Genomic DNA, 23,500 nt, shown 5'->3' with positions numbered 1-23,500 from the left:
GACGCGCACGGCGAAAAGGCCGTCGCCCGCCATTTCGCCGCGCCCGCCATTAACCTGCACAGTCATGCATCCCAAGGGCCCGCGCCCAGACCCCATCAAGGCCGTCGTCTTCGACTGGCGAGGCACGCTCGTCACGGAACTCACCCCCGAAGACTGGGCGCTAGAGGCACTAAAGCGGGTACGTACCGACGCCGACCCCGAGCCCGGCCACGATGCCGCCGTAGCGCTGTTGCAGCAGATCCGGACCGCCGCGGGCCAACCGAACCGTCTGCAATCACCACAGGGCAACACCAGCTACCAACGGCACAGGGACACCTACTTCGAGGTGTTCGAAGACGCCGGGCTCGCCCCCGACCTCGCCGAAGCGCTTTTCGACGTCGACTCCGACCCCGGCTACAACACATTCGCCGTCGACGCCGCGGACACGCTCAACGCACTCGCCGAAAACGGCTACCGGATAGGCATTCTCAGCAACATCCACTTCGACATTCGCGACTGCTTCAAGCAGGCACAACTGCTCGACGTGATCGATGAATTCGTCCTGTCCAACGAAGAAGGCATCCAAAAACCCGACCCCGCCATCTTTCGCCTGATACTCGATCGGCTCGACACTCCCGCCGAGCAGACCTTGATGGTCGGCGACCGGTCCAACCGCGACGGCGTCGCCGCCGACCCCGGCGTCCGCATGCCGACCTTGCTCGTTCCCACCCTGAGCGACCCCGGGCACCGCCGCCTCCACCTCGTGATGAACACCATCGGCGCCAACCAGGGACTGCGGAGCCTGCTGCCGAATCGCAGTCTGCACAAGGCTCGCCGGACCATCGGCCGATTGGTCGGTACCGCACCGGCGATGACCTAGCCGACCATGGAGTGAGGTCGAAGGCCGAGTCCGCGCTATCGCGGGGCGGACTCGGTTCGAGCCGCATGACTAGGTCGACCGAGTTATCGCGCGTTCGATCGCGCCGAGCCCGGCATCGACCGCACTGGGCTGCGCGCGATGGCACAGCTCGTCGACGAGGTCGCGCACGGTCGGATGGTTGTAGACATACTGCGGCGCCAGGTGGGCGCCCCGCTTGAGCTGATCGACCGCCGCGGCGTCACGTTTGAGCTGACCGTAGGCGCGGGCGACTTCGATGCGATGTCGCGTGTGACGCTCCTTCGACGCCAGAACTGTCAGGTCGATGCCGGCATGGCGCTTCAGGGCGATATCGGGCTGGTCGAGCGCGACGGCGATCTCGGTGGCGTGGATACCGCAGTTCGTCGGCCCGAACACGGTTTGGAAATCGTTGCGGTCCACCCCGAGTCGTGCCGCGGCCGCCTCCGCCGCGGCCAGGTAGGCCCATGCCGTCGGTGCGTCGTGGTGCCGCGCCGATGCGACGGCGCATCGCAGATGCAGCGCGCCCCAGAGCGAAAGCACTTGCGGCGTAGGCGCTGTCATGAGGTCTTGCAGGTCGGCGAGCGCGGCCTCGGCGATCATGAAGGCCTCGTCGTCTTCGTCCGTATGGAGCAGTACCCCGCAGCGATCCCACGCCGAGCAGGCACTCATGAGCGGGTCACCCAGCCTGGCGGCGGCGGTGGCGGCATTCTCGACCGCGGTCCAGGCCAGGTCGTGATAGCCGAGCTGGTTGAGCACCGTGCGGGCGACGTGCGATGTCTCGATGATCAGCCCGTCGACGACATCTCGCTCTACCCCCGAAGCAAGCAGAGCGCTCGTGTTCAGCGATTCGGTCAGCTCCGGTAGCTGTCGCATCACCTCGAAGAGGTTCGCCGCTTGACGGCGCCGGGTGATCCGGTCGACGTCGGCACGGAGGTCCGTCAGCAGCGGCCGCGGCGTCTTCGGATGCACGGATCCGCCGGACAGGGTGATGCTGGTGCGCCGCAGCGCCCTGCGCAGTACGGGTACCGCGTCGTGCCCGTTGTCCTGGCCGAACTCGAACGGCTGCCCGAGCAGCCAGGCGACATCGACCTCGAGCACACTGGCCAGGCGATCGATCACGGAGTGCTTGTCCAGGTTGATCCGGCCGGCCTCGATGCCGCGCATCCACGACTCGGACCGCTCGACGAACCCGGCCAGCGTCGCCTGGCTCATTTTCTTGGTCCGCCGTGCCCGCCGTATCCGGGAACCGATAGTGATTGCGGCGTCGGTGCTTTCAGCCACGCTTCGATTCTATTGCCGATTTTCCCGCGAAACCGTCAACTATGTGACGGTGCGACGCGCACGGACTTGCCACTATTCGAGCAGATGGAATTCGACGAAATTGATCTTCGACTGCGAGGTGACGCGATGGTGCCGACGGAAACAGCGGACCGCGCGCAAGAGCCACGTGGCCCGCCGCAACGCACTCGAAGGTCCACGGCCGCACCATGTCTGGCCGGACGCTTCATCCGCGCACCGTCCCTTTCCGGAGCACACCGGACAGGAAGGCAATTACCCGAATGCATTCGCAACAGAACACCGGAATCCGAATGACCATGGACAAACCGCCCGAGCGAAACGATCCGCAGCAAACTCCGAACGAATACCGATCAGCGATCTACCCGATGGCGGCACTCACGCTGAGTGCCGGGCTGGCCGCCGCCGCAGGCGTTCTCACCGACTGGAACACGGCCTCGTTGATCTTCCTCGCCACCACCACCCTCCTCGGCAACGCCCGGCGGACATCGTGACCACGGATCATCCGTTCAGGCCCATGGCGCGCTCGATACCGGACAGGCCGGCGTCGAGGGCGCTCGGCTGCGCCCTGCACAGCAGGTTGGCGACCAGCCCACGGGCGAGCGGATGGTTGTAGACATAGTGCGGTGCGACGTCGGCCGCCATGCGCAGCGTGGCAACGGCGGTCGCGTCGTCGCCGAGCTGTGCGTAGGCACGGGCAATGTCGATGCGATGCCGGGTATGGCGTTCCCTGCTCGGCACCGACGCGAGATCGACACCGGCATGACGTCGCAGGGCCACCTCGGGCTGGTCGAGCTCGACCGCGATCTCGGCAGCGTGGATCGCGACATTGCCAGGACCGAACACCGTCTGAAAGTCATTGCGGTCGAAGCCGATCCGGGATGCCATCCGGTCGGCTTCGCTCAGGTACTGCCAGGCGGACGCGGCATCACCACGGCGGGCCGCCGCCACCGCACACCGCAGGCCGAGCGCGCCGTACAGCGAAAACGCCTCCGGATTCGGGAAGTTCAGCTGATCACTCAAGTCATCCATCGCGGCCTCGGCCACGGTGAACACCAGCGGCAATGATCCCGTGTGCAGCAGCACACCGCAGCGGTCCCATGCCGAGCACGCCCGCATCAGCGGATCCCCCAGCCGAGCCGCCGCCGTCGCGGCGTTCTCGACCGCCGTCCACGCCAAATCGTGATAGCCAAGCTTGTTCAGCGCCATCCTCGCGACTTGACCGGTCTCGACGATCAGCCGGTGCACCACCTCCGACTCGGCGGTGCCGGCCGTATCGAGCGCCCGAGTGTTCAACGCCTCCACCAGATCCGGGAGCACCAGCATGACCTCCGGTAGCCTCGCCGCCTGTCTACCGCGGACCACCCGATCGACATCGACCCGCAACGACGCGAGCCGTTGCGGTGCCGCCACGGCGCGGATGCTCGGATGCCCGGACAGAATGAGGCCGGTGCGACGCAGCGCTGTCCGCAGCGCCGGAACCATGGTGTGCCCGGCATTCCGGGCCGGTTCGCCGGGCTGATACGGCTGCCCCAGCAACCACGGGACATCGATGTCGAGGACATCGGCCAACTTGTCGACCACCGAATACTTGTCCAGCCCGACCTGGTTGTGCTCCACCTTCGCTATCCAGGATTCCGGCGCGCCCACCATCGCGCCGAGCTCGGCCGCGCTGAGATTCTTCGCACGCCGCGAGCGCCGAACCCGTGCGCCGATACCGCCCGCAGTCGCATTGCTAGGCATAAGCCAATTTTAGACTCGCGGCGTTGCCAGACCGACAGGTCGGCCGAGAACCATCGGCGAAACTGTAAGTGCCCCTTGGAATAGGGATGAAGATACCTGTCGCCGTGATGACACGGATTCCCGATTGCCCTGCGCACCTATTCCAGGGGAGAAGTCGACTTCACCCGCAGTGCCGCACAGCGCGCGCACAACAAGGTGGTGCCTTCAGGAGGAATGACTACTGCGCGAATCACGGTGTGCGACAGCCCGCCGTGCACCAGCATCGAGCTGGACGCGCGCATCAGCGTCCGAATGCCGACCGGAAGGAACCCCATGACATATCCGAGCGTGCTCGATCGATTTCGCCTCGATGACAAGGTGGTGGTTGTGACGGGCGCGTCGTCCGGGCTGGGTGTGGCGTTCGCGCAGGCATGTGCGGAGGCGGGCGCGGATCTCGTGTTGGCGGCCAGGCGGGCCGATCGCTTGAAGTCGACGGCGGCGCTGGTCGAGGAGCGTGGGCGGCGCGCGCTCACCGTGCAGGCGGACGTCGCCGAGCCCGCGGACGCACAGCGGATCGCCGATGCCGCCGTCGCCGAGTTCGGCCGAGTCGACGTACTGATCAACAATGCGGGGATCGCTTCCGCCGTGCCGGCCTCCCGCGAAACCCCCGAGCAGTTCCGCGAGATCATCGACGTGAATCTGCATGGGGCGTATTGGGTTGCACAGGCATGCGGGCGAGTCATGCCGCGCGGCAGCGCCATTCTCAATATCGCCAGCGTCGCGGGCCTGGTCAGTGGACAACTGCCACAGGCGGCCTACTCGGCAAGCAAAGCCGGACTGATGGGCCTCACCCGCGATCTCGCCGTGCAGTGGACCGGACGCAAAGGCATCCGCGTGAACGCCCTTGTCCCCGGCTACTTCCCGACCGAAATGGGCGAGCAGTTCCCCGACGGCTACATCGACTCGCGCATACCTCTACTCCCCGCGGGCCGCGCAGGCGACCTCACCGAGCTCGCCGCCTGCGCCGTCTTCCTATGCAGCCCGGCCGCCGGCTACATCACCGGCGCCTCACTCGTCGTAGACGGCGGCATGACCATCATCTGACCGGTCGGCGAGCTACGCCCAATCGCCCATCGGCCAGAGCTGCCGACCACCGACCGCAAAGCACGGCCGGCCCGGTTCGCAAGCGCCGAGAGTGGTATCGACGAGCGGGCGGAGATCGACGCGATCAGGGCACCCGCCTGATCGGCTGAGAGCCTCGGCACACGCAGTATTCGTGCGCGTCGATTTCGAGTTAGCTCACAATTCGCCCCCGCACGGCGGCCTGGCGACTGACCAGTCTTACGCTTCTCTCCAGGTGAGCTGATCGGTCGAGCCAGGGAGGCGTGCGATGCGTGTTGTTCGAGGTTGGAAGGGTGCACTCGCCCTGGCGACCGCGTCGGCCTGCGCGGCGATCGCGGTACAGGCCACACCGGCGCTGGCCGATGCTCCGGGGACGCTGACATCCATTACGCCGCAGGCGGCCGGCTGGCACGGGATGGCCGACGGGTCGGTGGTGACCTACTGGATGGCCGATGCGGACGGGACGCCGCGCCCGGCCAGCGGCGCGTTGTTCGTGCCGACGGGTACGCCACCGGCGGGTGGGTGGCCGATCGTCGCCTGGGACCACGGCACCACCGGGCTCGGCAAGGGGTGCGGCTCGGAATCGGATCCGACGACGGCGCCGGATACGCACTGGCACGCCGAAGAGGACGGGGTGATGCAGCACCTGGTCGCGCGCGGGTTCGCGGTGATCGCCCCCGACTACCTCGGGCTCGGGTTGTTCGACACCGGTCCGCATCCGTATCTGCAGCGCCAGACCGAGGCGACCGCCACCCTCGATCTGCTGCGCGCCGCGCGCGCCGCGCGGCCCGAACTGTCGCGCACCTGGGCCGTGATGGGTCCGTCTCAGGGCGGCCACGCCGCGCTCAGCACCGGACACCTGCAGGCGAGCTATGCGCCAGAGCTGGACTTCCGCGGCACCATCGCGATCGACCCCGCCTCCGATGTCGAGAAGGCGCTGCCTGCCATCGGCCCCTCCACTCCGGCACTGCCCGGCGCGGACGGTTCGACCGGGTTCTTCGCCGACATCATGGCCGGGCTGCGCGCCGCACGCCCCGATATCGACGTGAACCAGTACCTGAGTCCACTGGGCCGCGCCGTGCTCGACGACATCGGCACCATGTGCTCACCGCAGATCGATGCGCGGGTGGCGGGCATCGGGATCGGCGATCTGTTGTCGAAACCCCTGTCCGACAACCGCATCCGCGACGCGTACACCGACTACCTCGCGCTGCCGACCAGCGGCTACAACCGCCCGATCCTGTTGCTGGTCAACATCACCGACACCATGGTCCCCTCCCCACTGCACGCCGCCCTCGCCGCCCAACTGGCCGCCAACGGCGTCGACTTCCGCACCGTCACCGGCACCGGCTCCCACACCCAACTCAACCCCGCCATGTGGTCCGCCATCGACACCTTCCTCGACCACATCCAAAACTGATCGTCCGCACGCCGATTTCACCTACCCCACAACAGAAATATGAGAAAGTGCCCCGGCTCGAGCTGGGGCACTTCACGTTTCGCGGGCGGGTCAACGCGGGGCGTTGGCCGGGTCGGCGAGGGTGGGGGTGCGGCCTTCGCGGTGGGCGCGGCGGGTGTCTTCGAAGAACTCGCGGCTGAACATGGCCGACAGGACGGCGATGCCCGCGCGGTGGACCCGAAATTCGCTCGTTGTGCTTGCGCCGGTCAGGCGGATGACGCGGCCTGCGGCGTCTTGCGGGCGGGCGAAATCCTTGACGCGGCCGCGGCCGGTCCAGCGCAGGCCGGTCTGGTCGATCACGGCGTCGTCGGGGACGAGCAGCTTGACCATGGCGTGGTCGAGGTCGGCGTGCACCTCGATCGGGCCGTCGCCCTCGATCCGCGGGGAACGCAGGTCGATGACGACGCTGCCGTAGCGGGCGGTGACGGCGACGGCGGTGGCGTCGGTCCAGTCGCCGAGGCGCTTGGCGGTCTCGTGGTCGACGTGGATCTTGACGGGGGCGGTGGTTGTGGTCATTTCGGGGTCCTCTCGTTGCGGCTGCTCCGCTGATGAATCAATAGTGACATGAGGACTAGTTTCAATGCAACTAGTTTTTGGGAAGCTAGTCATCCGGCTACCACTAGAATGGACGCCATGACGGCATCGGCGCAGCTCAAGCGCTCTCCCCTGGCGATGGCACTGCTCGGCATCCTGCAGTTGGAGCCGATGCACCCCTACGCGATCCAGCGCCGCATCAAGGAGTGGGGCAAGGACAAGGTCGTCAATGTCGCCCAGCGTGCCGCGCTCTACAAGACGATCGCCAGGCTGCAGGAGGCCGGGCTGGTCGCGGTGCGCGGGACCGGGCGCGACCAGCAGTATCCGGAGCGCACCGTCTACGAGATCACCGACGCGGGCCGTGCGGCCTGCACGAGTTGGCTGGCCGAGATGGTCGGCGAGCCGCGCTACGAATTCCCGGAGTTCCCCGCGGCCCTGTCGTTCCTGATGCTGCTCGGACCCGATGGTGCGCGCACCGAACTGGAACGCCGCGCAAAAGTGTTGCGCGCCAAGCTCACCGAGATGAACGCCGATGCCGAGCAGATGGCGCGGATGGAACTGCCGAGGGTGGTGACACTGGAGGACGAGTACCTGCGCGCGATCACCGAGGCCGAATTGCGCTGGCTCGACGGCGTTGTCGCCGATCTGGCGGCGGGCAGGCTGACCTGGTCGCGGGAATCCCTTGCGCCGCACCAGACACCGTAGGTCCGGTGAGCGAACCGGTGCCGCGCATCAGCGGGCATCGTCCTGGCCCGCGGCGTAGGGTGACCGTCTGATCGACTTCACCGGCCCCGAGTACACGGAGAACCGTATGGGTAGCTCGACGTTGATGGTTCGGATCACGGCGGCGTCGGCGGTATTTTTTGCCGCGCTCGTCGTCCAGGCGCCCGCGCAGGCCGGGCCGGCCTCGTGCGCGGCGGGAAATCCGTTGCAGCCCACCGCCGAACTGTTCGCCACCGACAACACCGCGACCATCACCGATCCGGACGACCAGCGCCTGCGCACCCGGCTGGAGGCCTTCGAGCTGACGGTCGACGGGATCGTCGTGCAGAACGTCGCGCTGCCGGTGGGTTCCACGCTGGTCAGCGGCGTCTTCTGGTCCGACGAGCGGCAACAGGCGACCTACGAGCGGTCACGCAACTTCCACATCGCCTGCGCCGCGGGGCCCGAACTGCAACGCCTCGCCGACCAGGTGCGCAGCCGGTTCCATCAGGAGTCGGTGCTGACCTTCGAACCGCTGCCGCAGAACGCGCCCGGCGTCGACGCGTTCACCGTCGAGGTAGCGGGCATCGACGTGCACCGGTTCCGTGACGCGCTGGTCGCCGACCCGGTAGCCAGGGAACATCTCGTCGGCGGCTCGGTCACCGAGGACAAAACCCTCATCCTGGTCGCCGACCTCGCCGACTACACCCTCACCCAGCAGTTCGTCACCGCACTCGGCGGCAACTGGAACACCGCCAAGGTGAAATACGGCGACCGCGAGTTCGTCGGCTGACACCGCACAGTCGCCCACTCGGACCTCTCCGGTAAACGAGCGCAGTCGAATGACCCCTGTCCACGGCGTATCGCACGGCCATTCGACTGCGCTCGCTCCTCCCCCGGCGTGTCGCGCTACGACACAACAGAAACCCCTTGCCGCCGAGCATCATTCAGGCCGTAACCACCGAGGTGGTCAAGCCCCGTTCACAGCCCGCTGCCGGAGTGCGGGTTAGCTGGGTTGCTCTGAAGTGGTTGGTGGGGTGAGGAATTCGCGGATCAGGCGGGCTACCTCGGCTGGGCGTTCGACATTCGGGGAGTGGCCCGCGCCCGCGACCACCTCGACGCGGGCATCGGTCGCGGCGTAGCGGGCGATGGTCTTTGCCGGGTCGTACATCTGGTCGCTGTCGCCGTGGAGCACCATGGCGGGTTTGGGTAGCGCGCGCAGTTGCGCGTCCAGTGGGTCGGCCGCGAGGCGGGTGCGGCGGGCGGTGACCGTCTCGCGATAGACGGCCGGGTGCATGGCGCGGTAGTCCCGCACCGGCTGGTCCCGGCGGTCGAAGGCGTCGTCGAAGCGGTAGCCGCGGGCGAACGCGGCGCGCAGGCCGAGCCTGATGGCGATGGGTGGCGTCAGCCGGTGCAGCAGCGGGCCGAGTATCGGCACGGTCATGATCACCGCGCCGGGCGGGAAGTTCGCGTAGCTGTAATCCGGTGCCTGCCCGATGATTCCGGCCTCGCGCACCCGGTCGGAGCGGCGCGCCAAGGCGAGCGCGATATCCGCGCCGAACGAGTGCCCGAACGCCGCGGCATCGGCGATCTCCAGGGAATCGAGCACGGCCGCGATGGTGCGCGCCTGCGACTCCGGCTCGAGCCCGGTATCGCCGCCCGTGCGTCCATGTCCGCGCAGATCTGCCCGCACCACACGGAAGGTGGTGGCGAGCATCGGGGCCAGCCGGTCGAACCAATGCAGCGAGCCGCCGAACCCGTGTATCAGCACGACAGCCTTCGCCGCGGCGGGACCTTCGGTGCGCACATGCATCGAGACACCGTCAGCGACGATCATCGCATCAGAAACGGTCATGCCCCATGGTCGCCCATTCCGGTGGAAACCGTGCAGGAGGTACCGCCGAAGCACCGCCCGCGCGGAGGGGCGGCTATGGCGACGCTCTGACGCCGCCCCCCTCAGGAACCGGGGTCCATCGCAACGGCGGGATGCCGCCCCTTGGTCGCGTACGCCGCGGCAGTCTGTCCGACCGCCGCACAGAGTATCGATGGGGTCCGACAGGTTCGAACGAGTCCCGCTGTGACACAGGATGATCGGGCGATTCGCTGACGGATCGCCCGCGGGCGGCGAGTATGGACCCGTGGCGGGAGAATTCGGTGCGGTACCCGGCTGGTTCGCGTGGGAGAACCAGGATTGCGGGGTGGCGGTCGCGGATGTCGACGGCGACGGCGCGCTGGACGTCGTCGTGCTCATGGTCGACGATCCGCAGGGACAGAATGCCGGGTGGTACCGCGTCGGCGGCGGCTTCGGCGCGAACGGAGCGGTGCGCGCGTGGGGGCCGTGGCTCGAGGTGCCGGACTGGTTCGGCTGGGAGAACCAGGGCGCGGGCATCGCGCTGGCGGATCTGACCGGTAGCGGACGCCTCGACCTGATCGTGTTCGTCGTCGACAATCCGCCGGGCCAGAACCAGGGCTACTACCGAATCGGGCGCGATGTCGCCGCCGACGGCACGGTGACCGGCGGCTGGACACCCTGGCTCCAGGTACCGGACTGGTTCGGCTGGGAGAACCAGGGCGCGGACATCTGCCTGACCCGCATCGACGGGCAGCCGACGCTGGTCATCCTGACCGTCGACAATCCGCCGGGACAGAACAGCGGGCAGTTCCGCCTGGCCAAGGGCCTGACCGCGGACGGCGCGGTGGCCGCGTGGACGCCGTGGGTCGCGGTGCCCGAGTGGTACGGCTGGGAGAACCAGGGCGCGGGCATCACGGCGGCGGATCTGGACGGCGACGGGCGGCCCGAGCTGATCGTGTTCGCGGTGGACAATCCCGGCGGCCTGAACTCGGGGGTGTACACCATCGGCTGGGGCCTGGACGGTACCGGGCACGCGGTCGACGGCTGGAGCCGATGGGCGAAGACCCCGGGCTGGGGCTTCAACGAAAACCAAGGCGCAGCAATAGCTCTGCGCACCGACGGCGATGCACCGGCGCTGGTGGTGTGCACCATCGACGCACCGGAGGGCCAGAACGCGGGCTACCTGAACGTGGTCGCGCTGGAAACCGATGTGGCACATGCCCATCACGAGGGTGTCTGGCGAATCCTCGACTTCGACACCGAGATCAACCCCGTGCACGCCGCCATGCTGTACACCGGCGATGTGCTGTTCTTCGCCGGTTCCGGCAACGATCCGGACCGGCACGACGCGCACGAATTCCGCACTCGGGTATGGCATTACCCGGCTCCCGGTCTCGACGCGCCCGCCACCCCGATCGACCTGTTCTGCGTCGGCCAGGCCTTCCTGCCCGATGGCAGGCTGCTCGCCGCCGGCGGCACCGAGCGCTACGACCCGTTCTACGGACTGCCCGACGCGCTGGTCTTCGACCCGGTGTCCCGCGCCTGGAATGCCGTGCCGGACATGGCCTTCGGCCGCTGGTATCCGTCGCTGGCCACGCTGCCGAGTGGCAACGTGGTCGCGGTCTCCGGGCTCGGCGCCGACAACTTCCTCTCGGTGGTCCCCGAACTGTTCGACACCGCGACCCAGACTTGGCGGCAGTTGCCGGTGCCAGGCCCGATCCCCATGTACGGCCATCTGATCCTGCTCGCCGACGGCAGGCTGTTCTACACCGGCGGACAGTACGGCGCGAACAACGGTATGCGCCCGTCGATCTGGGATCCGGTGACCGGCGCGACGGTCGAGGTGCCCGGCCTGGCCGAGCCGGGTTCGCGCAACCAGTCGACCAGCGTGCTGCTGCCGCCCGCACAGCAGCAGCGGGTGATGATCCTCGGCGGTGGCGGATTCGATATGCACAGTCCCGCACCGGCGCTGGCCGATACCAGGATCGTCGATTGCGCCGCACCCGCACCGGCCTACGAGGCGGGGCCGCCGATGGATCACGCGCGGATGCATCTCAGCGCGGTACTACTGCCGGACCGTACGGTGCTGGCCACCGGCGGCTCCGGCATGGAGGAGATGGCGCACGCCGCACCTCCGCACGCCGAGATCTTCGATCCGGCCATGGGCACCTGGATGCACACCGCGCCGAGCCGGATCGCCCGGCTCTATCACTCGGTCGCGCTGCTCGCCCCCGACGGCAAGGTGATCACCGCAGGCTCCAATCCCGGCCGCAAGACCGAGGAGCTGCGCATCGAGATCTATTGGCCGCCATACCTTTTCCACGGCCCCCGCCCGCGATTCGAGCTGGCCTCGCAGTCCGTCGGCTACGGCGCGACCATCACCGCGGCGGGCGAAACGGCCCTGCGCGAGGTGAACATGATGCGGCCGAGCGCGTGTACGCACTCCTGCGACAACGAACAGCGCCTCATCGATATCGAATTCACCACCGCCGCACCGGATTCGGTGACGATGACGATGCCGGCGGACCCGGCGCTCGCGCCGCCCGGCTGGTATCTGCTGTTCCTCGTCGACGCCGGCGGCGTGCCGTCGATCGGACGGTGGCTGCACCTGGGCTGACGAGGGTCGTAAGGTACCCAGCATGGAGGACAACCGGATGTCCGAGCTGGTGCAGTCGGTCGTCGAGTCATATCTGCTGGACGGCACCCGCCGGTACAACCGGGCCGAGGTGGCCGAGCGGTCCGGCGTGTCGTCGGAGGTGTCGAAGCGGCTGTGGGCCGCGCTCGGCTTTCCGGCCAACCCGGACGACGTCGCCGACTACACCGACGCCGACGTCAAGGCGGTGCGCGACTTCCGCAGCCTGAACGTCGTCGCCCTCTCCGATATCCGCCAGCAGGCCGCCGCCGCGCGCACCCTCGGCCAGTCCATGGCCAGGCTCGCGGAATGGCAGTCGGATCTGGTGCTCGCCGAGATCAAGTCACGCATCACCGAAGCCATCGCCGCCGACCCGGATACCGATCCGGCCGAGGTCGCCAGGTCCGCCACCGAGGCGACCATCAGGGTGCTCGAGGAATTGCAGACCTACGCGTGGCGCCGCCACCTGGCCGCCGCGCTCACCCGTTCCTTCGACAGCGATGCCGACCCGGAGGATTCCACCAGGGAGATGGCCGTCGGCTTCGCCGATATGGTCGGCTACACCCGACTGACCAGGCATCTGCACCCGGACGAGCTGGCCATGCTGCTGGAGGCGTTCGAGTCGACCACCACGGCCGCGATCACCGAGAACGGCGGCTGGGTGATCAAGAACGTCGGGGACGAGGTGATGTACGCCGCCGAGAGCGCGCACGACGCGGCGCGCATCGCGCTGGCCATCCAGGAGTCGACGATGATGGTCGGCGGCACCCCCGACCTGCGCGTCGCGTTCGCCTACGGCCCGGTGCTGCAGCGCTTCGGCGATCTGTACGGGTCGGTGGTGAACATCGCGTCCCGGCTCACCGGCGTCGCGCGCCCCGGCACCATCCTGATCGACGACAACGCGGCGACCCAGCTGGCGGGCGATCCGGAGTTCACCGTGAACAACCTGCGCAGCGTGCGCGTGCGCGGCTTCACCCGGCTGCGCCCGCACGTACTCCGGCCCAAGGAGTAGGTCGTAGGCTCCTGCGAGTGGATATCGACTGGCCGCAGTTGCGCGCACGTTGCCTGCTCACCGAGGACGCCGCGATTCTCGCGCTGAACAAGCCAGCGGGGATCTCGGTGACCGGCGAGCGGCACGACACCGACATCGTCGAGCTCGCCGCGGCCGCCGGGGAAACGCTCTATCCGGTGCACCGGATCGACAAGGTGACCTCCGGGCTGGTGCTGCTCGCCAAGGAGCTCGGCGCGCACGGACAGCTGACGCGGCAGTTCAACAAACAGACCGCCGACAAGGCCTATCTGGCGATCGTCTCCTCGACCGGCCTGCCGGACCGAGGAGTGATCGAGCTGCCGCTCAGCGTCGGCCGCAAGAACCGGGTGCGGATCGCCGCGCCGCGCGAGAGCATCGAGCACACCGCCGACCGCTGGTTCGTCGCACCCGCGGATCTGCTCGCGGGCAAGAACTATCCGTCGATCACCCGGTTCGCCACCGTGGTGCGGGATGAGCGGCACTCGGTGCTCGCGCTGCGCCCCGTCACCGGACGCCGCCATCAGATTCGGGTGCATCTGGCCTGGATCGGTCACCCGATCGTCGGCGATCCGCTGTTCGACAGGTCGGCGACGCACGCGCGCACCCACCTGCACTCCTGGCGCCTCGGCCTCGCCGCGGACTGGCGCACCCCGCCCGAGCTGGCGCTGGAAGCCGTTCCTGGCCAAGACTTCTGGGCGCCGCTCGCGCTCGATACCGAACGCGAAGCCGAACTGCTGGGACGAGCCGCCGAAATGCTGGACACTCTGGACTGACGGCAGAGTTTCCGGCGGTCACCGCACGGCAGGCGCCCAGTCCGGGTCGCGGCCGAGCAGGCGCAGCGTCTGGTCCAACAGCGAGTCGTTGTCGAGCAGGTCGAGTGCGGGCGCGAAGGCGGCGCTCGGCTCCAGCCTGTTCTCGTCGTCGGGTACGGCGGCCGCGATGCGCAGCGCCTCGTGCGCCAGTTCCTCGTCCGGGTCAACGGTCAGGCCGATCGACCGCGCCACGTCCCAGGCGTGCACGACGCTGTCGACCAGATGCATGGTGATCGCGACACCCGCCGGAAACGGCATTCCGGGAACGATCTCCGGGAGGGCGAAGCTCCGCTCGAAGATGTCGTCGACCGCGAAGGCGGCGACCACATCGACAGAGGCGGCGAGATAGTCACCGACCGGATCGGACCATTCGCGCACCTCCCACAGCTCCAGATCGTCGCCCCTGCCGCGCGCCGCGGCGGCGAATCCATAGTTCTGCGTCGTCATATGCGCCAGCAGCGCGCGCAAATCCCATCCACGGCAAGGGGTTTCGACTCCCAGCCGATCGGCGGTCACCGCACCGGCCGCATCCGTGCTGAGCCGGACGGCTCGTTCGTGCATCGCGAGCAGCAGTTTTCGATCTTTCTCAACAGTAAGCATGCGCCTATCGTATGCAGACGCTTACGATTTGCCAAGCAGTATTTTCGACCCATGCCGGAAGTGACTCGACCCGACCTCGCCGCGATGATCGCACCGCTGATGCGGGCGCTCATGGCCGCGGAACAACCCGTGCTCGCGCGCCACGACCTGACCATGTGGGGCTACGCCGTGCTGCTCGGACTCGGCAACGAACCGGTCTACACCCAGGCGGCGCTGGCCAAGGCGGTCGGCGCCGACAAGACACGCATCATCGGCGTACTCGACGAACTGCAGCGCCGCGGATTCCTGCGCCGCGAACCCGATCCGGCCGACCGCCGCGTCAACCTGGTCTCGCTGACCCCATCGGGCCGCACCGCCCGCGACGACGCACAGCGCGAAATCCAGCAGGAGGAAGAACAACTGCTCGCCCAGCTGTCCGCGCCCGACCGCCGCGCATTCCTGCGCGCACTGCGCACCCTGTCCGAGATCGCCCGCCAGGCGGACTGAAAACACCCCGCTGTGGCCGCCGACACAGACCAGCGAGCGGGTTTTCGCTGGTGGCGAGCCTCATGACGACGCGTAAAGCGCTGGTCAACTAGCCTGATGGGGTGCCGCACCCGAGGGCGCGGGCACACTCTGACGCAATGGAGCGATCCCCCCAGAGAAAGCGAACGCGGATGATCCTGGTGGCTCAGGTCAGCGATACACACTTCGATCTCGGCGCGCGCAACGCCGAACGCGCGGAGCGCGCCATGGCATTCCTCGCCGGTTTGCGCCACAAGCCCGACGCGATCCTGGTGACCGGTGACATCACCGACTCCGGCCGCCCCGAGCAGTACGCCCAAGCCCGCGCCGCGTTCGCCGCCGCCAACGACATTCCGGTGTACGCCATTCCGGGCAACCACGACGACCGCGCCGCCTTCCGCACCACGCTGCTCGGCGAACCGGCCTCGACCGCACCGATCAATCGCAGCTTCCGGATCGGCGAACTGACTGTCGCGCTGCTCGATTCGAGCATCCCTGGCGAACCCAGCGGCCTGCTGGCCGACGACACCTACGAGTGGCTGCACGGCGTACTCGCGGGCGCGCCCGCCGACGGCCCGGTACTGCTCGCCATGCATCACCCGCCCGCGCACCTGTTCAGCCCGGTCGTCGACGAGATCGCGCTGGCCGAACCGGATCGGCTCGCCACGCTGGTCGCGGGCGACGATCGGATCGTCGCGGTGCTGACCGGGCACGCCCACTCCTCGGCCGCGACCACGTTCGGGGGCCGCCCGCTGCGGGTCGCACCGAGCACCGCGTCGGTACTCGGCGGCATCTGGGAGCTCGACCTGCCCGATCACGTGATGGACTACGCACCGGATCCGGCCGTCTCACTGCACGCCATCGACGAAAACCGTGGTGTGACAACCCATTTCCGCACGGTACCGATGAGCGGCTGGGTCGGCGTACAACCGGCTTAAGCGTACCTCCGCATTCGCTCCGGCCATGCGCGGGTCTGACGACGGCTTCGCCGACAGCGCCTATCTGGGACGGGCGAGCCGTTCCCGCCGGAAGGCGGCCGGTGTGGCGCCGGTCCAGCGCTTGAACGCGTAGATGAAGGTCGACGATTCCGCGTAGCCGAGCCGGATGGCCACATCGCTGACCGAAAGCGGTGTGGCGGTGAGCATTTCCTCGGCGAGCGCACGGCGTACCTCATCGAGCAGTGCGCGGTAGCTGGTGCCCGCCGCGTCGAGATGGCGGCGCAGCGTGCGCGTGCTCATGTTGAGATCCCGTGCGACGGCGTCGATGCCGAGCGGTGCGGTGAACCCGTCGGCGCCGCCGGGTACCAGCAGCTCGCGCACCTCGGCGGCGATGCCGGTGCGGGCACGGCGGCGGTCGACCAGATCGCGGCACTGGGCCAGGCACATCGCCCAGGTCTGCTCGTTGGCCTGCGGCAGCGGCTGGTCGAGCATCACCGGATCGATGGCGAACATGTTGTGCGGCATGCCGAATCGCGGCACCACCACGGTGACCTCGGCGATCCGGTCGGCGTATTCCGGCTCAGGGAACCGGAATTCGGCCTTGACCAGCGGGAGCGGCTTGCCGATCAGATCGCTCATCACCTGATTCATCGCGGTCACGTCGCGCTCGACGAGGAACTGGCGCACGTCTTCCGGAATGGATTCGTCGTGCACCCATGCGACGAATTCGCCCGCCCGCCACTGTGCGACCGGCAGGCAGAAGGTGAAGCTCAGCTCCAGATAGCGCAGCGCGAACGTGATGGCCTCGCCGAGGGTCCGGCTGCTGACGCAGGCGAAGCCGAAGATGCCGAAGGTGGTGATCCGGTAGCGGCGGCCGATCTCGACGCCGAGGGCGGGCCGGTCCACCTCGCGGACCAGATTGCGGATCACCGCGAGCTCGGCGCGCGCATCGATCTGCGCGTCCGGATCGCGCAGCGTCGCCTCGGCCAGGCCGGTGCCCGTCAGCATCCGGGCGACGGGCACGCCGTACTCACCCGCGTAGCCGACCATCAGGGCGACGCTGGCGATCCCGCGCGGAAAGTTCCAATCGCGGATTCCCGGATCCACTACCCGCTCCACCGCATCAGTATGGCCGAATTTGTCGATCCATCCGGCCGCGCGCGGCGTCGGCAGGCTCCTACAGTGGAACCAGTCACGCGGATGTGAGGAGCGCCACATGGCAGTGGGACAACCGTCGATCATCATCATCGGCGCGGGGTTCGGCGGCATCGGCATGGCGATCGAGCTGCGCCGGGCCGGATTCGACGACATCACCATCCTGGAGCGAGCGGCCGACCTCGGCGGGGTATGGCGGGAGAACACCTATCCCGGCGCGGCCTGCGATGTGCCGTCCCCGCTGTACTCGTATTCATACGAGCCGAAACCCGATTGGCCACAGCGATATTCGGGCCGGGAGGCGATCCACGCCTATCTGCGCGACGTAGCCGAGCGGCACCGGCTGCTCGATGCCGTCGAGTTCGGCGTGGAGGTGACCGACGCCGAGTTCGACGAGGCCACCGCCCGGTGGACCGTGCGGACCGCCGACGGCGCCACCCGCAGCGCGCAGGTGCTGATTCCCGCGGTGGGCCAGCTGTCCCGGCCCGCCATCCCCACCATCCCCGGCATCGACAGCTTCGCCGGTGCGTCCTTTCACTCCGCCGAGTGGGATCACAACGTCGACCTGACCGGCAAGCGGGTGATCTGCGTCGGCACCGGTGCGAGCGCCATCCAGTACATTCCGCAGATCCAGCCGAAGGTCGCCGAGCTGACCCTGTTCCAGCGCACACCCGCCTGGGTGCTGCCCAAATTCGACACCGACTACAAGCCGATCCAGCACAAACTGTTCGCCAAAGTGCCCGGCGCACTGCTGGTCGAGCGGTTCGGCTGGTGGTCCATCGCCGAATTCGTCTCGCTCGGGCTCGTCGAATTCCCGCCGATCACCACGCTGGTCGCGCGCATCGCCGCCCGGCACCTGCGCAAGCAGGTGACCGATCCGGAGCTGCTGGCCAAGCTCATGCCCGACTATCCGATCGGCTGTAAGCGTGGCCTGTTCTCCAACGACTACTACCCCGCGCTCACCCAGCCGAATGTGCGGGTGCGGACCGCGACGATCGCCGAGGTGGTCCCCACCGGTGTGCGCACCACCGACGGCACGCTGATCGAGGCGGACGTCATCATCTACGGCACCGGCTTCAAGGCCACCGAATTCCTCTGGCCCATGCGGTTTTACGGCCGCGGCGGGCGCGAGCTGTCCGATGTCTGGGCGGACGGCGCGCACGCGTACTACGGAATCACGGTGCCGGAGTTCCCGAATCTGTTCCTGATCTACGGGCCGAACACCAATCTCGGTGTCGGATCGATCATCTACATGATCGAGTCGCAGGCGCGCCACATCCGCCAGGCCGTCCAGCTGCTCACCCCCGGCCACAGCATCGAGGTACGCGCCGAGCCGGAGCGCGAGTTCAACACCGCACTCCAGCAACGCCTTTCCAAGACCCCGTGGAACTTCTGCACCAGCTGGTATCGCAACGCCGCCGGCCGGATCACCAACAACTGGCCCGGTTCGCAAACCAGCTACCGCCGCCATACCCGCACACTCGACCGCGACCACTACACCCTCACCAAGGCCGCCTGATCCATCCGGATGTGCGCGACGGCGCTCGCCGAACCACTCGAGCCAGACGGCACGCCCCCGCCATCACACGACTCGCCGCATACGGGCCTCCGCGAATGCGCACGGATGCGGGTAACGGCCGACGAGCTGGCAGACTTGGTGCGTGAGTGATCTGCCCAGTAGTGCCGGACCGATCGAGCATGGGCCGCTGCGTCCGATCGAACTCGCCACCGGCGCGGTGCTGGGCGGTGTCACCGTCGGACTGGTGACCGTCGGCTCGATCATCCCGCTGGCGGCGGCCTTGAACCTGGTCGCCGCGGTACCGCTGGCGCTGCTCGCCCATCGGCACCGGCTGCGCGCGCTGGTCACCGCGACCATCGCGGCCACCCTGGTCGCCTTCGTCGCGGCGGGCGTGCTGACCGCGGTCGGCATCGTCGCATCGGCGAGCGTCGCGGGCATCATCGGCATCATGAAGCGCCGCGGCCGCGGCTTGTTCGCCGTATTCGGCTTATCGCTGCTGACCGGACTGTCCTGGGCCCTTTTCTCCGTCGGATCGCTGCTGCTTTTCTCGCACGCCCGCGCGCTGCTGTTCGACAGCATCCGCAACTCGGCGCGCGGCATCCAGGAACTCGCCGCCAAACAGCCCCAGCTCGAACCGCTCGGCCGTGCCGTTGCCGACCTCACCGAATCCGCGCTGCGCTGGTGGTGGGCGCTGGTCGCGGGTGGCGTCGCGTCCGGCGTGGTGCTGACCGCGCTGTTCTCCTGGTTCGTGCTCGGCTCGGTGCTCGACCGGCTGGCCTGGCTGCCCGGCACCGATCGGCTCGACGCACCGGCGGACGACCGGCCCATCGCACCGCTGCCGGTGACGCTGCGCAAGGCCGCGTTCCGCTATCCGGGCGCGCGCACCGACGCGCTGCGCGATATCGATCTCACCGTCGCGGTGGGCGAATTCGTCGCGGTGGTCGGCCACAACGGCTCCGGCAAGTCGACGCTGACCAGGTTGCTCGCCGGGCTGCCGCCCACCGCGGGCGCGGTGGACCGGCCGGGTTCGGCCGGGCTCGGTCATCTCGGCGGCACCGCGCTGGTGTTGCAGCGGCCGGAGAGCCAGACGCTCGGCGTACTGGTCGCCGACGACGTGGTGTGGGGGCTGCCCGCCGAACTCGCGGCCGAGGTCGCGGTGGACGATCTGCTGCGTGAGGTCGGCCTGGATGGCATGGGTGGCAAGGAAACCGCCACCCTGTCCGGCGGCCAGCAGCAGCGGCTCGCGGTCGCCGCGGCGCTGGCCAGGCGGCCCGCCCTGCTCATCGCGGACGAGGCGACCTCGATGATCGATCCGGACGGCAGGCGCGATCTGGTCGCACTGCTCGCGCGGCTGCCCGAGCGGCATCCGATGGCGGTGGTGCTCGTCACCCACCACGAGGCCGACGCCGCGGCCGCCGATCGGGTGGTGCACCTGGCCGACGGGCGCACCGTCGACGCACTGCCCGCATGGCCGCAGCCGGTGCACGACACCAGGCGCAGGCCGATGGGCGACACCATTCTCGAACTGCGCGACGTGCGGCACACCTACAACCGGGGCACGCCGTGGGAGGCGCCCGCGCTGCACGGCGTCGACCTGGCGGTGCGCCGCGGCGAGGCGCTGGTCGTGGTCGGCGGCAACGGCTCGGGCAAGTCGACGCTGGCGTGGATCATCGCGGGCTTGATCGAACCGACCTCCGGCCGTTGCGAAGTCGCGGGCAAGCCGGTAGCCGAGCAGATCGGGCGGGTCGGCCTGGCCTTCCAGCATTCCCGGCTGCAGCTGCAGAAGCAGACGGTCGGCGAAGAGATCGCCGACTGGGGCGGGCGCGCCACCGGCTCCGGCGCGGTCGGCCGTGCGCTCGACGCCGTCGGCCTCGACCGCCTGCTCGCCGCGCGCTCCGTCGAGGAGCTCAGCGGCGGCCAGGCCAAGCGAGTGGTGCTCGCGGCGATCGTGGCCAGCCACGCGCAGATCGTCGTGCTCGATGAACCGCTGGCCGGGCTCGATCCGGCAGGCCGCGCCGACATCGTGGAACTACTTGCCCGGCTACGCGATTCGGGACTCACGCTGATCGTCATCTCGCACGATGTGGAGGATATGGCGCGGGTGTGCGACCGCACCGTCCACCTGGCGGACGGCCGGATACTGGAACCCGGCACGCTGCGCGATACCGCGTCCGTGGCGAAAGCCGCGGTGCGCCGGGCGGATACCGCCAAGCAGCCCGCCGCCGACGCCGCATGGCGGCTCGAACACGGAGGCCACTGACGTGACTACTGTTCTGCTGCGCGAAGTTCCGGTATCGAGCCCGGTGCACAGCCTGTGGGCGGGCACCAAGATGATCGGCGCGTTCCTCATGACCGCGCTGCTGATGCTCCTGCCGTCCTGGCCGGTACTCGGCGTGATGACGGCGTTCCTGCTGCTGATCGGCGTGACGGCACGGCTGCCGCTCGGCACGCTGCCGCGGCTGCCGTGGTGGTTCTGGGGGCTGCTCGTGCTCGGCGGGCTGATCAACGCACCGGTCGGCCTGGACGCCGTGCTCAGATACACCCAGGTCACCGTGCTCGGCCTGATCGTGGTCGCCTCGTCGTTCCTGATCGCGTGGACGACCCCGATGGGCGAAATCGCGCCGGCGCTGGCCACACTCGGCGCACCGCTGCGCAAACTCCGCCTCCCGGTGGACGAATGGGCGGTCGTCATCGCGCTCACCCTGCGCGGCCTGCCATTACTGCTCGAGGAGATGCGGGTGCTGCGCGCGGCGCGCAAACTGCGCCCCAAGGACAACCTGATCTCCCGCGCCGCCGAGAACCCGTGGATCGATATCCTCACCGCCGCGATGGCCGTATCCACCCGTCGTGCAGGCGAACTCGGCGAGGCGATCACCGCGCGCGGCGGCACCGGCCAGCTCACCGCCAACCCGAGCGCACCGACCCGGCGCGACGCCGTCGCCCTCACCGCCGTCGTCACCGTCTGCCTGGGCGCCATCGCGCTGCATCTGTTGCTGTCGTGATCCGCGCGGCGAGGCCGAAAGCGCCTGCCGTCGAGTAATACTGCCCCGGTGAGCAGCCCCGACGATGACGTGCCCGCCTGGCAGCGGCGGACCGATGGCGAGTCGCGGATCATGGCGACCGCGGCGGTGATCGTGCTGATCGGGCTGCAGTTCGTGCTGCCGAGGAACTTCCTGCCCGACCCGATGTGGGTGCTGCCCGCGCTGGAGACGCTGCTGCTCGTCGTCCTCGTGATCGCCACCCCGGTGCGCATCCCGCGGAACGAGAAGTGGTTGCGCGCCATCGTGAACTCGGCGCGGATCACCCGGGAGGACAAATGGCTGCGCGTAGCGGGTCTGGTACTCATCGGACTGCTCAGCCTGGCGACGGTGTGGTCGGCGGATCGCCTGGTGCTCGGGCTGATCGATGGGACGCTCAGCGACGATCCGGCGCGACTGCTCGGATCGGGCGGCGCGGTGTGGCTGACGAACGTCGGCGTCTTCGCGCTCTGGTATTGGGAGTTCGACCGCGGCGGCCCCGCGGCGCGGGCGAACGCGCGGAAACCGCTGCCCGACTTCCTTTTCGTGCAGATGCAGAACCCGGAGCTGGCGCCACGGGAATGGGAACCCGAGTTTGTCGACTACCTATATCTGTCGTTCACCAACGCGACCGCATTCAGCCCGACGGATGTCATGCCGATGTCGCGCTGGGCGAAAGCTGCGATGATGCTGCAGTCCGCCGTCTCGCTCATTCTGGTGGTGCTGGTGATCGCGAGAGCGATCAACGTGCTGAAGTGATGCGCAGTACGTATAGCCAACCGCTATAACGATTTTCGTCATCCCGGTGAGTGAAATTCGCGTTGTTCAGAGCGGTCGGTGCGGTAATGTTGGCGGCGGAGTAGCTGTCCTGTAGATCACAAATTGTCTTCGCGCGATGCCAGGGGAGGAAATTCGGTGCGCGAAACGTTCGGTACGGCTGGAACACCTGATGAAGATTGGAACTCCGAAAATGATTCTCCGCAAGATCACCGCGGCCGCCGTGCCCGTGGTCGCCGCCATCGCTGTCGGTTCGGGCACCGCGCACGCCCAGCCCACCGTCACACCCGACATCGGGTATGAGGCACAACTGGTGGGTGACAAGATCGTCACCACGCTGACCAACGGCCGCTTCGAACTTGCCGGCAACACGGTCGACATCAAAGACATCGCGGGCAACACCGTCGTCACCATGCCCCTGTCGATCAAGCAGGACGGGCTCGAATTCCCACTGCCGCGCGCGGTGCGGAACGAGGGCCGGGTGCTGGAGCTGACCGCGGTCAAGGACTACACGCAGGCCCGTCCGGCCACGGTCACCCCGGTGGCCTCGCCTATGGAAAACCACCGCGCGCAGAACGAGTTCCTGTCGAACTTCGGTATCGCCACGGCTGTCGGCACTTTCGTCGGCACCGTCCTCGGCGCCATCGTCGGCCTGACCGGCATCGTCAGCGGCCCGGGTATCGTCGCCAGTGTGATCGCGGGCGCCGCCATCGGCGGCATCATCGGCACCATCGTCGTGGGTGGCCCCGCCCTGATCGTCGCGGGCATCGACCTGATCAACACCCTCGGCGCCGCCCCAGGCACCACCCGCTGGGCCGACCCGAACCGCTGATCTCTACCGTCACCACCATGGCGCGCACCACTCCCGGTGCGCGCCATGTTCTTTCCACCCCCAACCCCTCCCCAAGCAGTGCCACCAGAGCCGGTCAACCCACCTACACAGCCAACCGCC

Annotated in this window: 22 protein-coding genes; 16 read left to right on the top strand and 6 right to left on the bottom strand. The window is 68.3% G+C overall.

Annotation, left to right across the window (positions count from 1 at the left end):
• The first annotated feature begins 64 nt into the window (after positions 1–64).
• On the top strand, positions 65–859 hold the full coding sequence (locus tag ACIG5A_RS17035) for an HAD family hydrolase (protein ID WP_397241148.1): 795 nt from the start codon (positions 65–67) through the stop codon (positions 857–859).
• A gap of 69 nt (positions 860–928) precedes the next feature.
• Here the strand turns inward: ACIG5A_RS17035 and ACIG5A_RS17030 are convergent, their stop codons facing one another.
• The gene (locus ACIG5A_RS17030) at positions 929–2,158 is read right to left on the bottom strand and encodes a multiprotein-bridging factor 1 family protein (RefSeq protein ID WP_397241147.1); all 1,230 of its coding nucleotides are present in this window, start codon (positions 2,156–2,158) and stop codon (positions 929–931) included.
• Between the two features lie 308 nt (positions 2,159–2,466).
• On the opposite strand from ACIG5A_RS17030, the gene ACIG5A_RS17025 reads away from it, so the two are divergent.
• The gene (locus tag ACIG5A_RS17025; protein ID WP_397241146.1) at positions 2,467–2,667 is read left to right on the top strand and encodes a hypothetical protein; all 201 of its coding nucleotides are present in this window, start codon (positions 2,467–2,469) and stop codon (positions 2,665–2,667) included.
• Positions 2,668–2,674: 7 nt separating this feature from the next.
• On the opposite strand, the gene ACIG5A_RS17020 is transcribed toward ACIG5A_RS17025, so the two are convergent.
• Positions 2,675–3,916 (bottom strand): helix-turn-helix domain-containing protein, encoded by a 1,242-nt coding sequence (locus ACIG5A_RS17020; protein ID WP_397241145.1) that lies wholly within the window; start codon positions 3,914–3,916, stop codon positions 2,675–2,677.
• A gap of 312 nt (positions 3,917–4,228) precedes the next feature.
• On the opposite strand from ACIG5A_RS17020, the gene ACIG5A_RS17015 reads away from it, so the two are divergent.
• Both ACIG5A_RS17015 and ACIG5A_RS17010 read left to right on the top strand, forming a co-directional pair.
• Entirely contained in the window at positions 4,229–4,999 is a 771-nt protein-coding gene (locus ACIG5A_RS17015; RefSeq protein ID WP_397241828.1) for an SDR family NAD(P)-dependent oxidoreductase, read from the top strand.
• Between the two features lie 286 nt (positions 5,000–5,285).
• The gene (locus tag ACIG5A_RS17010) at positions 5,286–6,437 is read left to right on the top strand and encodes a lipase family protein (protein WP_397241144.1); all 1,152 of its coding nucleotides are present in this window, start codon (positions 5,286–5,288) and stop codon (positions 6,435–6,437) included.
• Positions 6,438–6,527: 90 nt separating this feature from the next.
• Here the strand turns inward: ACIG5A_RS17010 and ACIG5A_RS17005 are convergent, their stop codons facing one another.
• A complete protein-coding gene (locus tag ACIG5A_RS17005) occupies positions 6,528–6,992 on the bottom strand; it encodes a hypothetical protein (RefSeq protein ID WP_397241143.1) in 465 nt (154 codons plus the stop codon).
• A gap of 117 nt (positions 6,993–7,109) precedes the next feature.
• Between ACIG5A_RS17005 and ACIG5A_RS17000 the strand changes: the two genes are divergently transcribed.
• Both ACIG5A_RS17000 and ACIG5A_RS16995 read left to right on the top strand, forming a co-directional pair.
• Positions 7,110–7,715 (top strand): PadR family transcriptional regulator, encoded by a 606-nt coding sequence (locus ACIG5A_RS17000; protein WP_397241142.1) that lies wholly within the window; start codon positions 7,110–7,112, stop codon positions 7,713–7,715.
• 106 nt (positions 7,716–7,821) lie between these two features.
• Positions 7,822–8,505: a hypothetical protein gene (locus ACIG5A_RS16995; protein ID WP_397241141.1), complete on the top strand. Its 684-nt coding sequence runs from the start codon at positions 7,822–7,824 to the stop codon at positions 8,503–8,505.
• Positions 8,506–8,718: 213 nt separating this feature from the next.
• On the opposite strand, the gene ACIG5A_RS16990 is transcribed toward ACIG5A_RS16995, so the two are convergent.
• The gene (locus ACIG5A_RS16990) at positions 8,719–9,567 is read right to left on the bottom strand and encodes an alpha/beta fold hydrolase (protein WP_397241140.1); all 849 of its coding nucleotides are present in this window, start codon (positions 9,565–9,567) and stop codon (positions 8,719–8,721) included.
• A gap of 283 nt (positions 9,568–9,850) precedes the next feature.
• Between ACIG5A_RS16990 and ACIG5A_RS16985 the strand changes: the two genes are divergently transcribed.
• The 3 genes from ACIG5A_RS16985 to ACIG5A_RS16975 are packed head-to-tail and all read left to right on the top strand — an operon-like array spanning position 9,851 to position 13,999.
• Positions 9,851–12,181: a galactose oxidase-like domain-containing protein gene (locus ACIG5A_RS16985; protein ID WP_397241139.1), complete on the top strand. Its 2,331-nt coding sequence runs from the start codon at positions 9,851–9,853 to the stop codon at positions 12,179–12,181.
• 22 nt (positions 12,182–12,203) lie between these two features.
• A complete protein-coding gene (locus ACIG5A_RS16980) occupies positions 12,204–13,208 on the top strand; it encodes an adenylate/guanylate cyclase domain-containing protein (protein ID WP_397241138.1) in 1,005 nt (334 codons plus the stop codon).
• Positions 13,209–13,225: 17 nt separating this feature from the next.
• A complete protein-coding gene (locus ACIG5A_RS16975) occupies positions 13,226–13,999 on the top strand; it encodes an RluA family pseudouridine synthase (RefSeq protein WP_397241137.1) in 774 nt (257 codons plus the stop codon).
• Between the two features lie 18 nt (positions 14,000–14,017).
• Here the strand turns inward: ACIG5A_RS16975 and ACIG5A_RS16970 are convergent, their stop codons facing one another.
• Positions 14,018–14,638 (bottom strand): TIGR03086 family metal-binding protein, encoded by a 621-nt coding sequence (locus ACIG5A_RS16970; protein WP_397241136.1) that lies wholly within the window; start codon positions 14,636–14,638, stop codon positions 14,018–14,020.
• Between the two features lie 51 nt (positions 14,639–14,689).
• On the opposite strand from ACIG5A_RS16970, the gene ACIG5A_RS16965 reads away from it, so the two are divergent.
• The gene (locus ACIG5A_RS16965; RefSeq protein ID WP_397241135.1) at positions 14,690–15,124 is read left to right on the top strand and encodes a MarR family winged helix-turn-helix transcriptional regulator; all 435 of its coding nucleotides are present in this window, start codon (positions 14,690–14,692) and stop codon (positions 15,122–15,124) included.
• A gap of 170 nt (positions 15,125–15,294) precedes the next feature.
• Positions 15,295–16,080, top strand: a complete 786-nt coding sequence (locus ACIG5A_RS16960; RefSeq protein ID WP_397241134.1) for a metallophosphoesterase — start codon at positions 15,295–15,297, stop codon at positions 16,078–16,080.
• A gap of 60 nt (positions 16,081–16,140) precedes the next feature.
• Here ACIG5A_RS16960 and ACIG5A_RS16955 read toward each other — a convergent pair whose 3' ends face one another.
• Positions 16,141–17,328, bottom strand: a complete 1,188-nt coding sequence (locus ACIG5A_RS16955; RefSeq protein WP_397241133.1) for an AraC family transcriptional regulator — start codon at positions 17,326–17,328, stop codon at positions 16,141–16,143.
• Here ACIG5A_RS16955 and ACIG5A_RS16950 point away from each other — a divergent pair.
• The 5 genes from ACIG5A_RS16950 to ACIG5A_RS16930 all read left to right on the top strand — a co-directional run bounded on the left by ACIG5A_RS16950 (position 17,297) and on the right by ACIG5A_RS16930 (position 23,380).
• A complete protein-coding gene (locus ACIG5A_RS16950; RefSeq protein ID WP_397241132.1) occupies positions 17,297–18,754 on the top strand; it encodes a flavin-containing monooxygenase in 1,458 nt (485 codons plus the stop codon). The genes ACIG5A_RS16955 and ACIG5A_RS16950 overlap by 32 nt on opposite strands.
• 142 nt (positions 18,755–18,896) lie before the next feature.
• Positions 18,897–21,014, top strand: coding sequence for an ATP-binding cassette domain-containing protein (locus ACIG5A_RS16945; RefSeq protein WP_397241131.1), 2,118 nt, complete (start codon positions 18,897–18,899; stop codon positions 21,012–21,014).
• Between the two features lies 1 nt (position 21,015).
• The gene (locus ACIG5A_RS16940) at positions 21,016–21,756 is read left to right on the top strand and encodes an energy-coupling factor transporter transmembrane component T family protein (RefSeq protein ID WP_397241130.1); all 741 of its coding nucleotides are present in this window, start codon (positions 21,016–21,018) and stop codon (positions 21,754–21,756) included.
• A gap of 48 nt (positions 21,757–21,804) precedes the next feature.
• Positions 21,805–22,530 (top strand): hypothetical protein, encoded by a 726-nt coding sequence (locus ACIG5A_RS16935; RefSeq protein WP_397241129.1) that lies wholly within the window; start codon positions 21,805–21,807, stop codon positions 22,528–22,530.
• Between the two features lie 190 nt (positions 22,531–22,720).
• Positions 22,721–23,380 (top strand): ammonium transporter, encoded by a 660-nt coding sequence (locus tag ACIG5A_RS16930; protein WP_397241128.1) that lies wholly within the window; start codon positions 22,721–22,723, stop codon positions 23,378–23,380.
• The last annotated feature ends 120 nt before the right edge of the window (positions 23,381–23,500 follow it).

This window comes from Nocardia sp. NPDC052566 (assembly GCF_044547285.1).
In the GTDB taxonomy this organism is placed as follows: domain Bacteria; phylum Actinomycetota; class Actinomycetes; order Mycobacteriales; family Mycobacteriaceae; genus Nocardia.
Note: the sequence above shows the minus strand (reverse complement) of the source record. Positions and strands in the feature narration are given on the sequence as shown.

What these genes read in the sequence shown, in the direction of transcription:
- ACIG5A_RS17035 (WP_397241148.1), top strand. Translation starts at nt 65, where the DNA reads ATGCATCCCAAGGGCCCGCGCCCAGACCCCATCAAGGCCGTCGTCTTC.
- ACIG5A_RS17025 (WP_397241146.1), top strand. Translation starts at nt 2,467, where the DNA reads ATGACCATGGACAAACCGCCCGAGCGAAACGATCCGCAGCAAACTCCG.
- ACIG5A_RS17020 (WP_397241145.1), bottom strand. Translation starts at nt 3,916, where the DNA reads ATGCCTAGCAATGCGACTGCGGGCGGTATCGGCGCACGGGTTCGGCGC.
- ACIG5A_RS17015 (WP_397241828.1), top strand. Translation starts at nt 4,229, where the DNA reads ATGACATATCCGAGCGTGCTCGATCGATTTCGCCTCGATGACAAGGTG.
- ACIG5A_RS17010 (WP_397241144.1), top strand. Translation starts at nt 5,286, where the DNA reads ATGCGTGTTGTTCGAGGTTGGAAGGGTGCACTCGCCCTGGCGACCGCG.
- ACIG5A_RS17005 (WP_397241143.1), bottom strand. Translation starts at nt 6,992, where the DNA reads ATGACCACAACCACCGCCCCCGTCAAGATCCACGTCGACCACGAGACC.
- ACIG5A_RS17000 (WP_397241142.1), top strand. Translation starts at nt 7,110, where the DNA reads ATGACGGCATCGGCGCAGCTCAAGCGCTCTCCCCTGGCGATGGCACTG.
- ACIG5A_RS16995 (WP_397241141.1), top strand. Translation starts at nt 7,822, where the DNA reads ATGGGTAGCTCGACGTTGATGGTTCGGATCACGGCGGCGTCGGCGGTA.
- ACIG5A_RS16990 (WP_397241140.1), bottom strand. Translation starts at nt 9,567, where the DNA reads ATGACCGTTTCTGATGCGATGATCGTCGCTGACGGTGTCTCGATGCAT.
- ACIG5A_RS16980 (WP_397241138.1), top strand. Translation starts at nt 12,204, where the DNA reads ATGGAGGACAACCGGATGTCCGAGCTGGTGCAGTCGGTCGTCGAGTCA.
- ACIG5A_RS16970 (WP_397241136.1), bottom strand. Translation starts at nt 14,638, where the DNA reads ATGCTTACTGTTGAGAAAGATCGAAAACTGCTGCTCGCGATGCACGAA.
- ACIG5A_RS16965 (WP_397241135.1), top strand. Translation starts at nt 14,690, where the DNA reads ATGCCGGAAGTGACTCGACCCGACCTCGCCGCGATGATCGCACCGCTG.
- ACIG5A_RS16960 (WP_397241134.1), top strand. Translation starts at nt 15,295, where the DNA reads ATGATCCTGGTGGCTCAGGTCAGCGATACACACTTCGATCTCGGCGCG.
- ACIG5A_RS16950 (WP_397241132.1), top strand. Translation starts at nt 17,297, where the DNA reads ATGGCAGTGGGACAACCGTCGATCATCATCATCGGCGCGGGGTTCGGC.
- ACIG5A_RS16955 (WP_397241133.1), bottom strand. Translation starts at nt 17,328, where the DNA reads ATGATGATGATCGACGGTTGTCCCACTGCCATGTGGCGCTCCTCACAT.
- ACIG5A_RS16930 (WP_397241128.1), top strand. Translation starts at nt 22,721, where the DNA reads ATGAAGATTGGAACTCCGAAAATGATTCTCCGCAAGATCACCGCGGCC.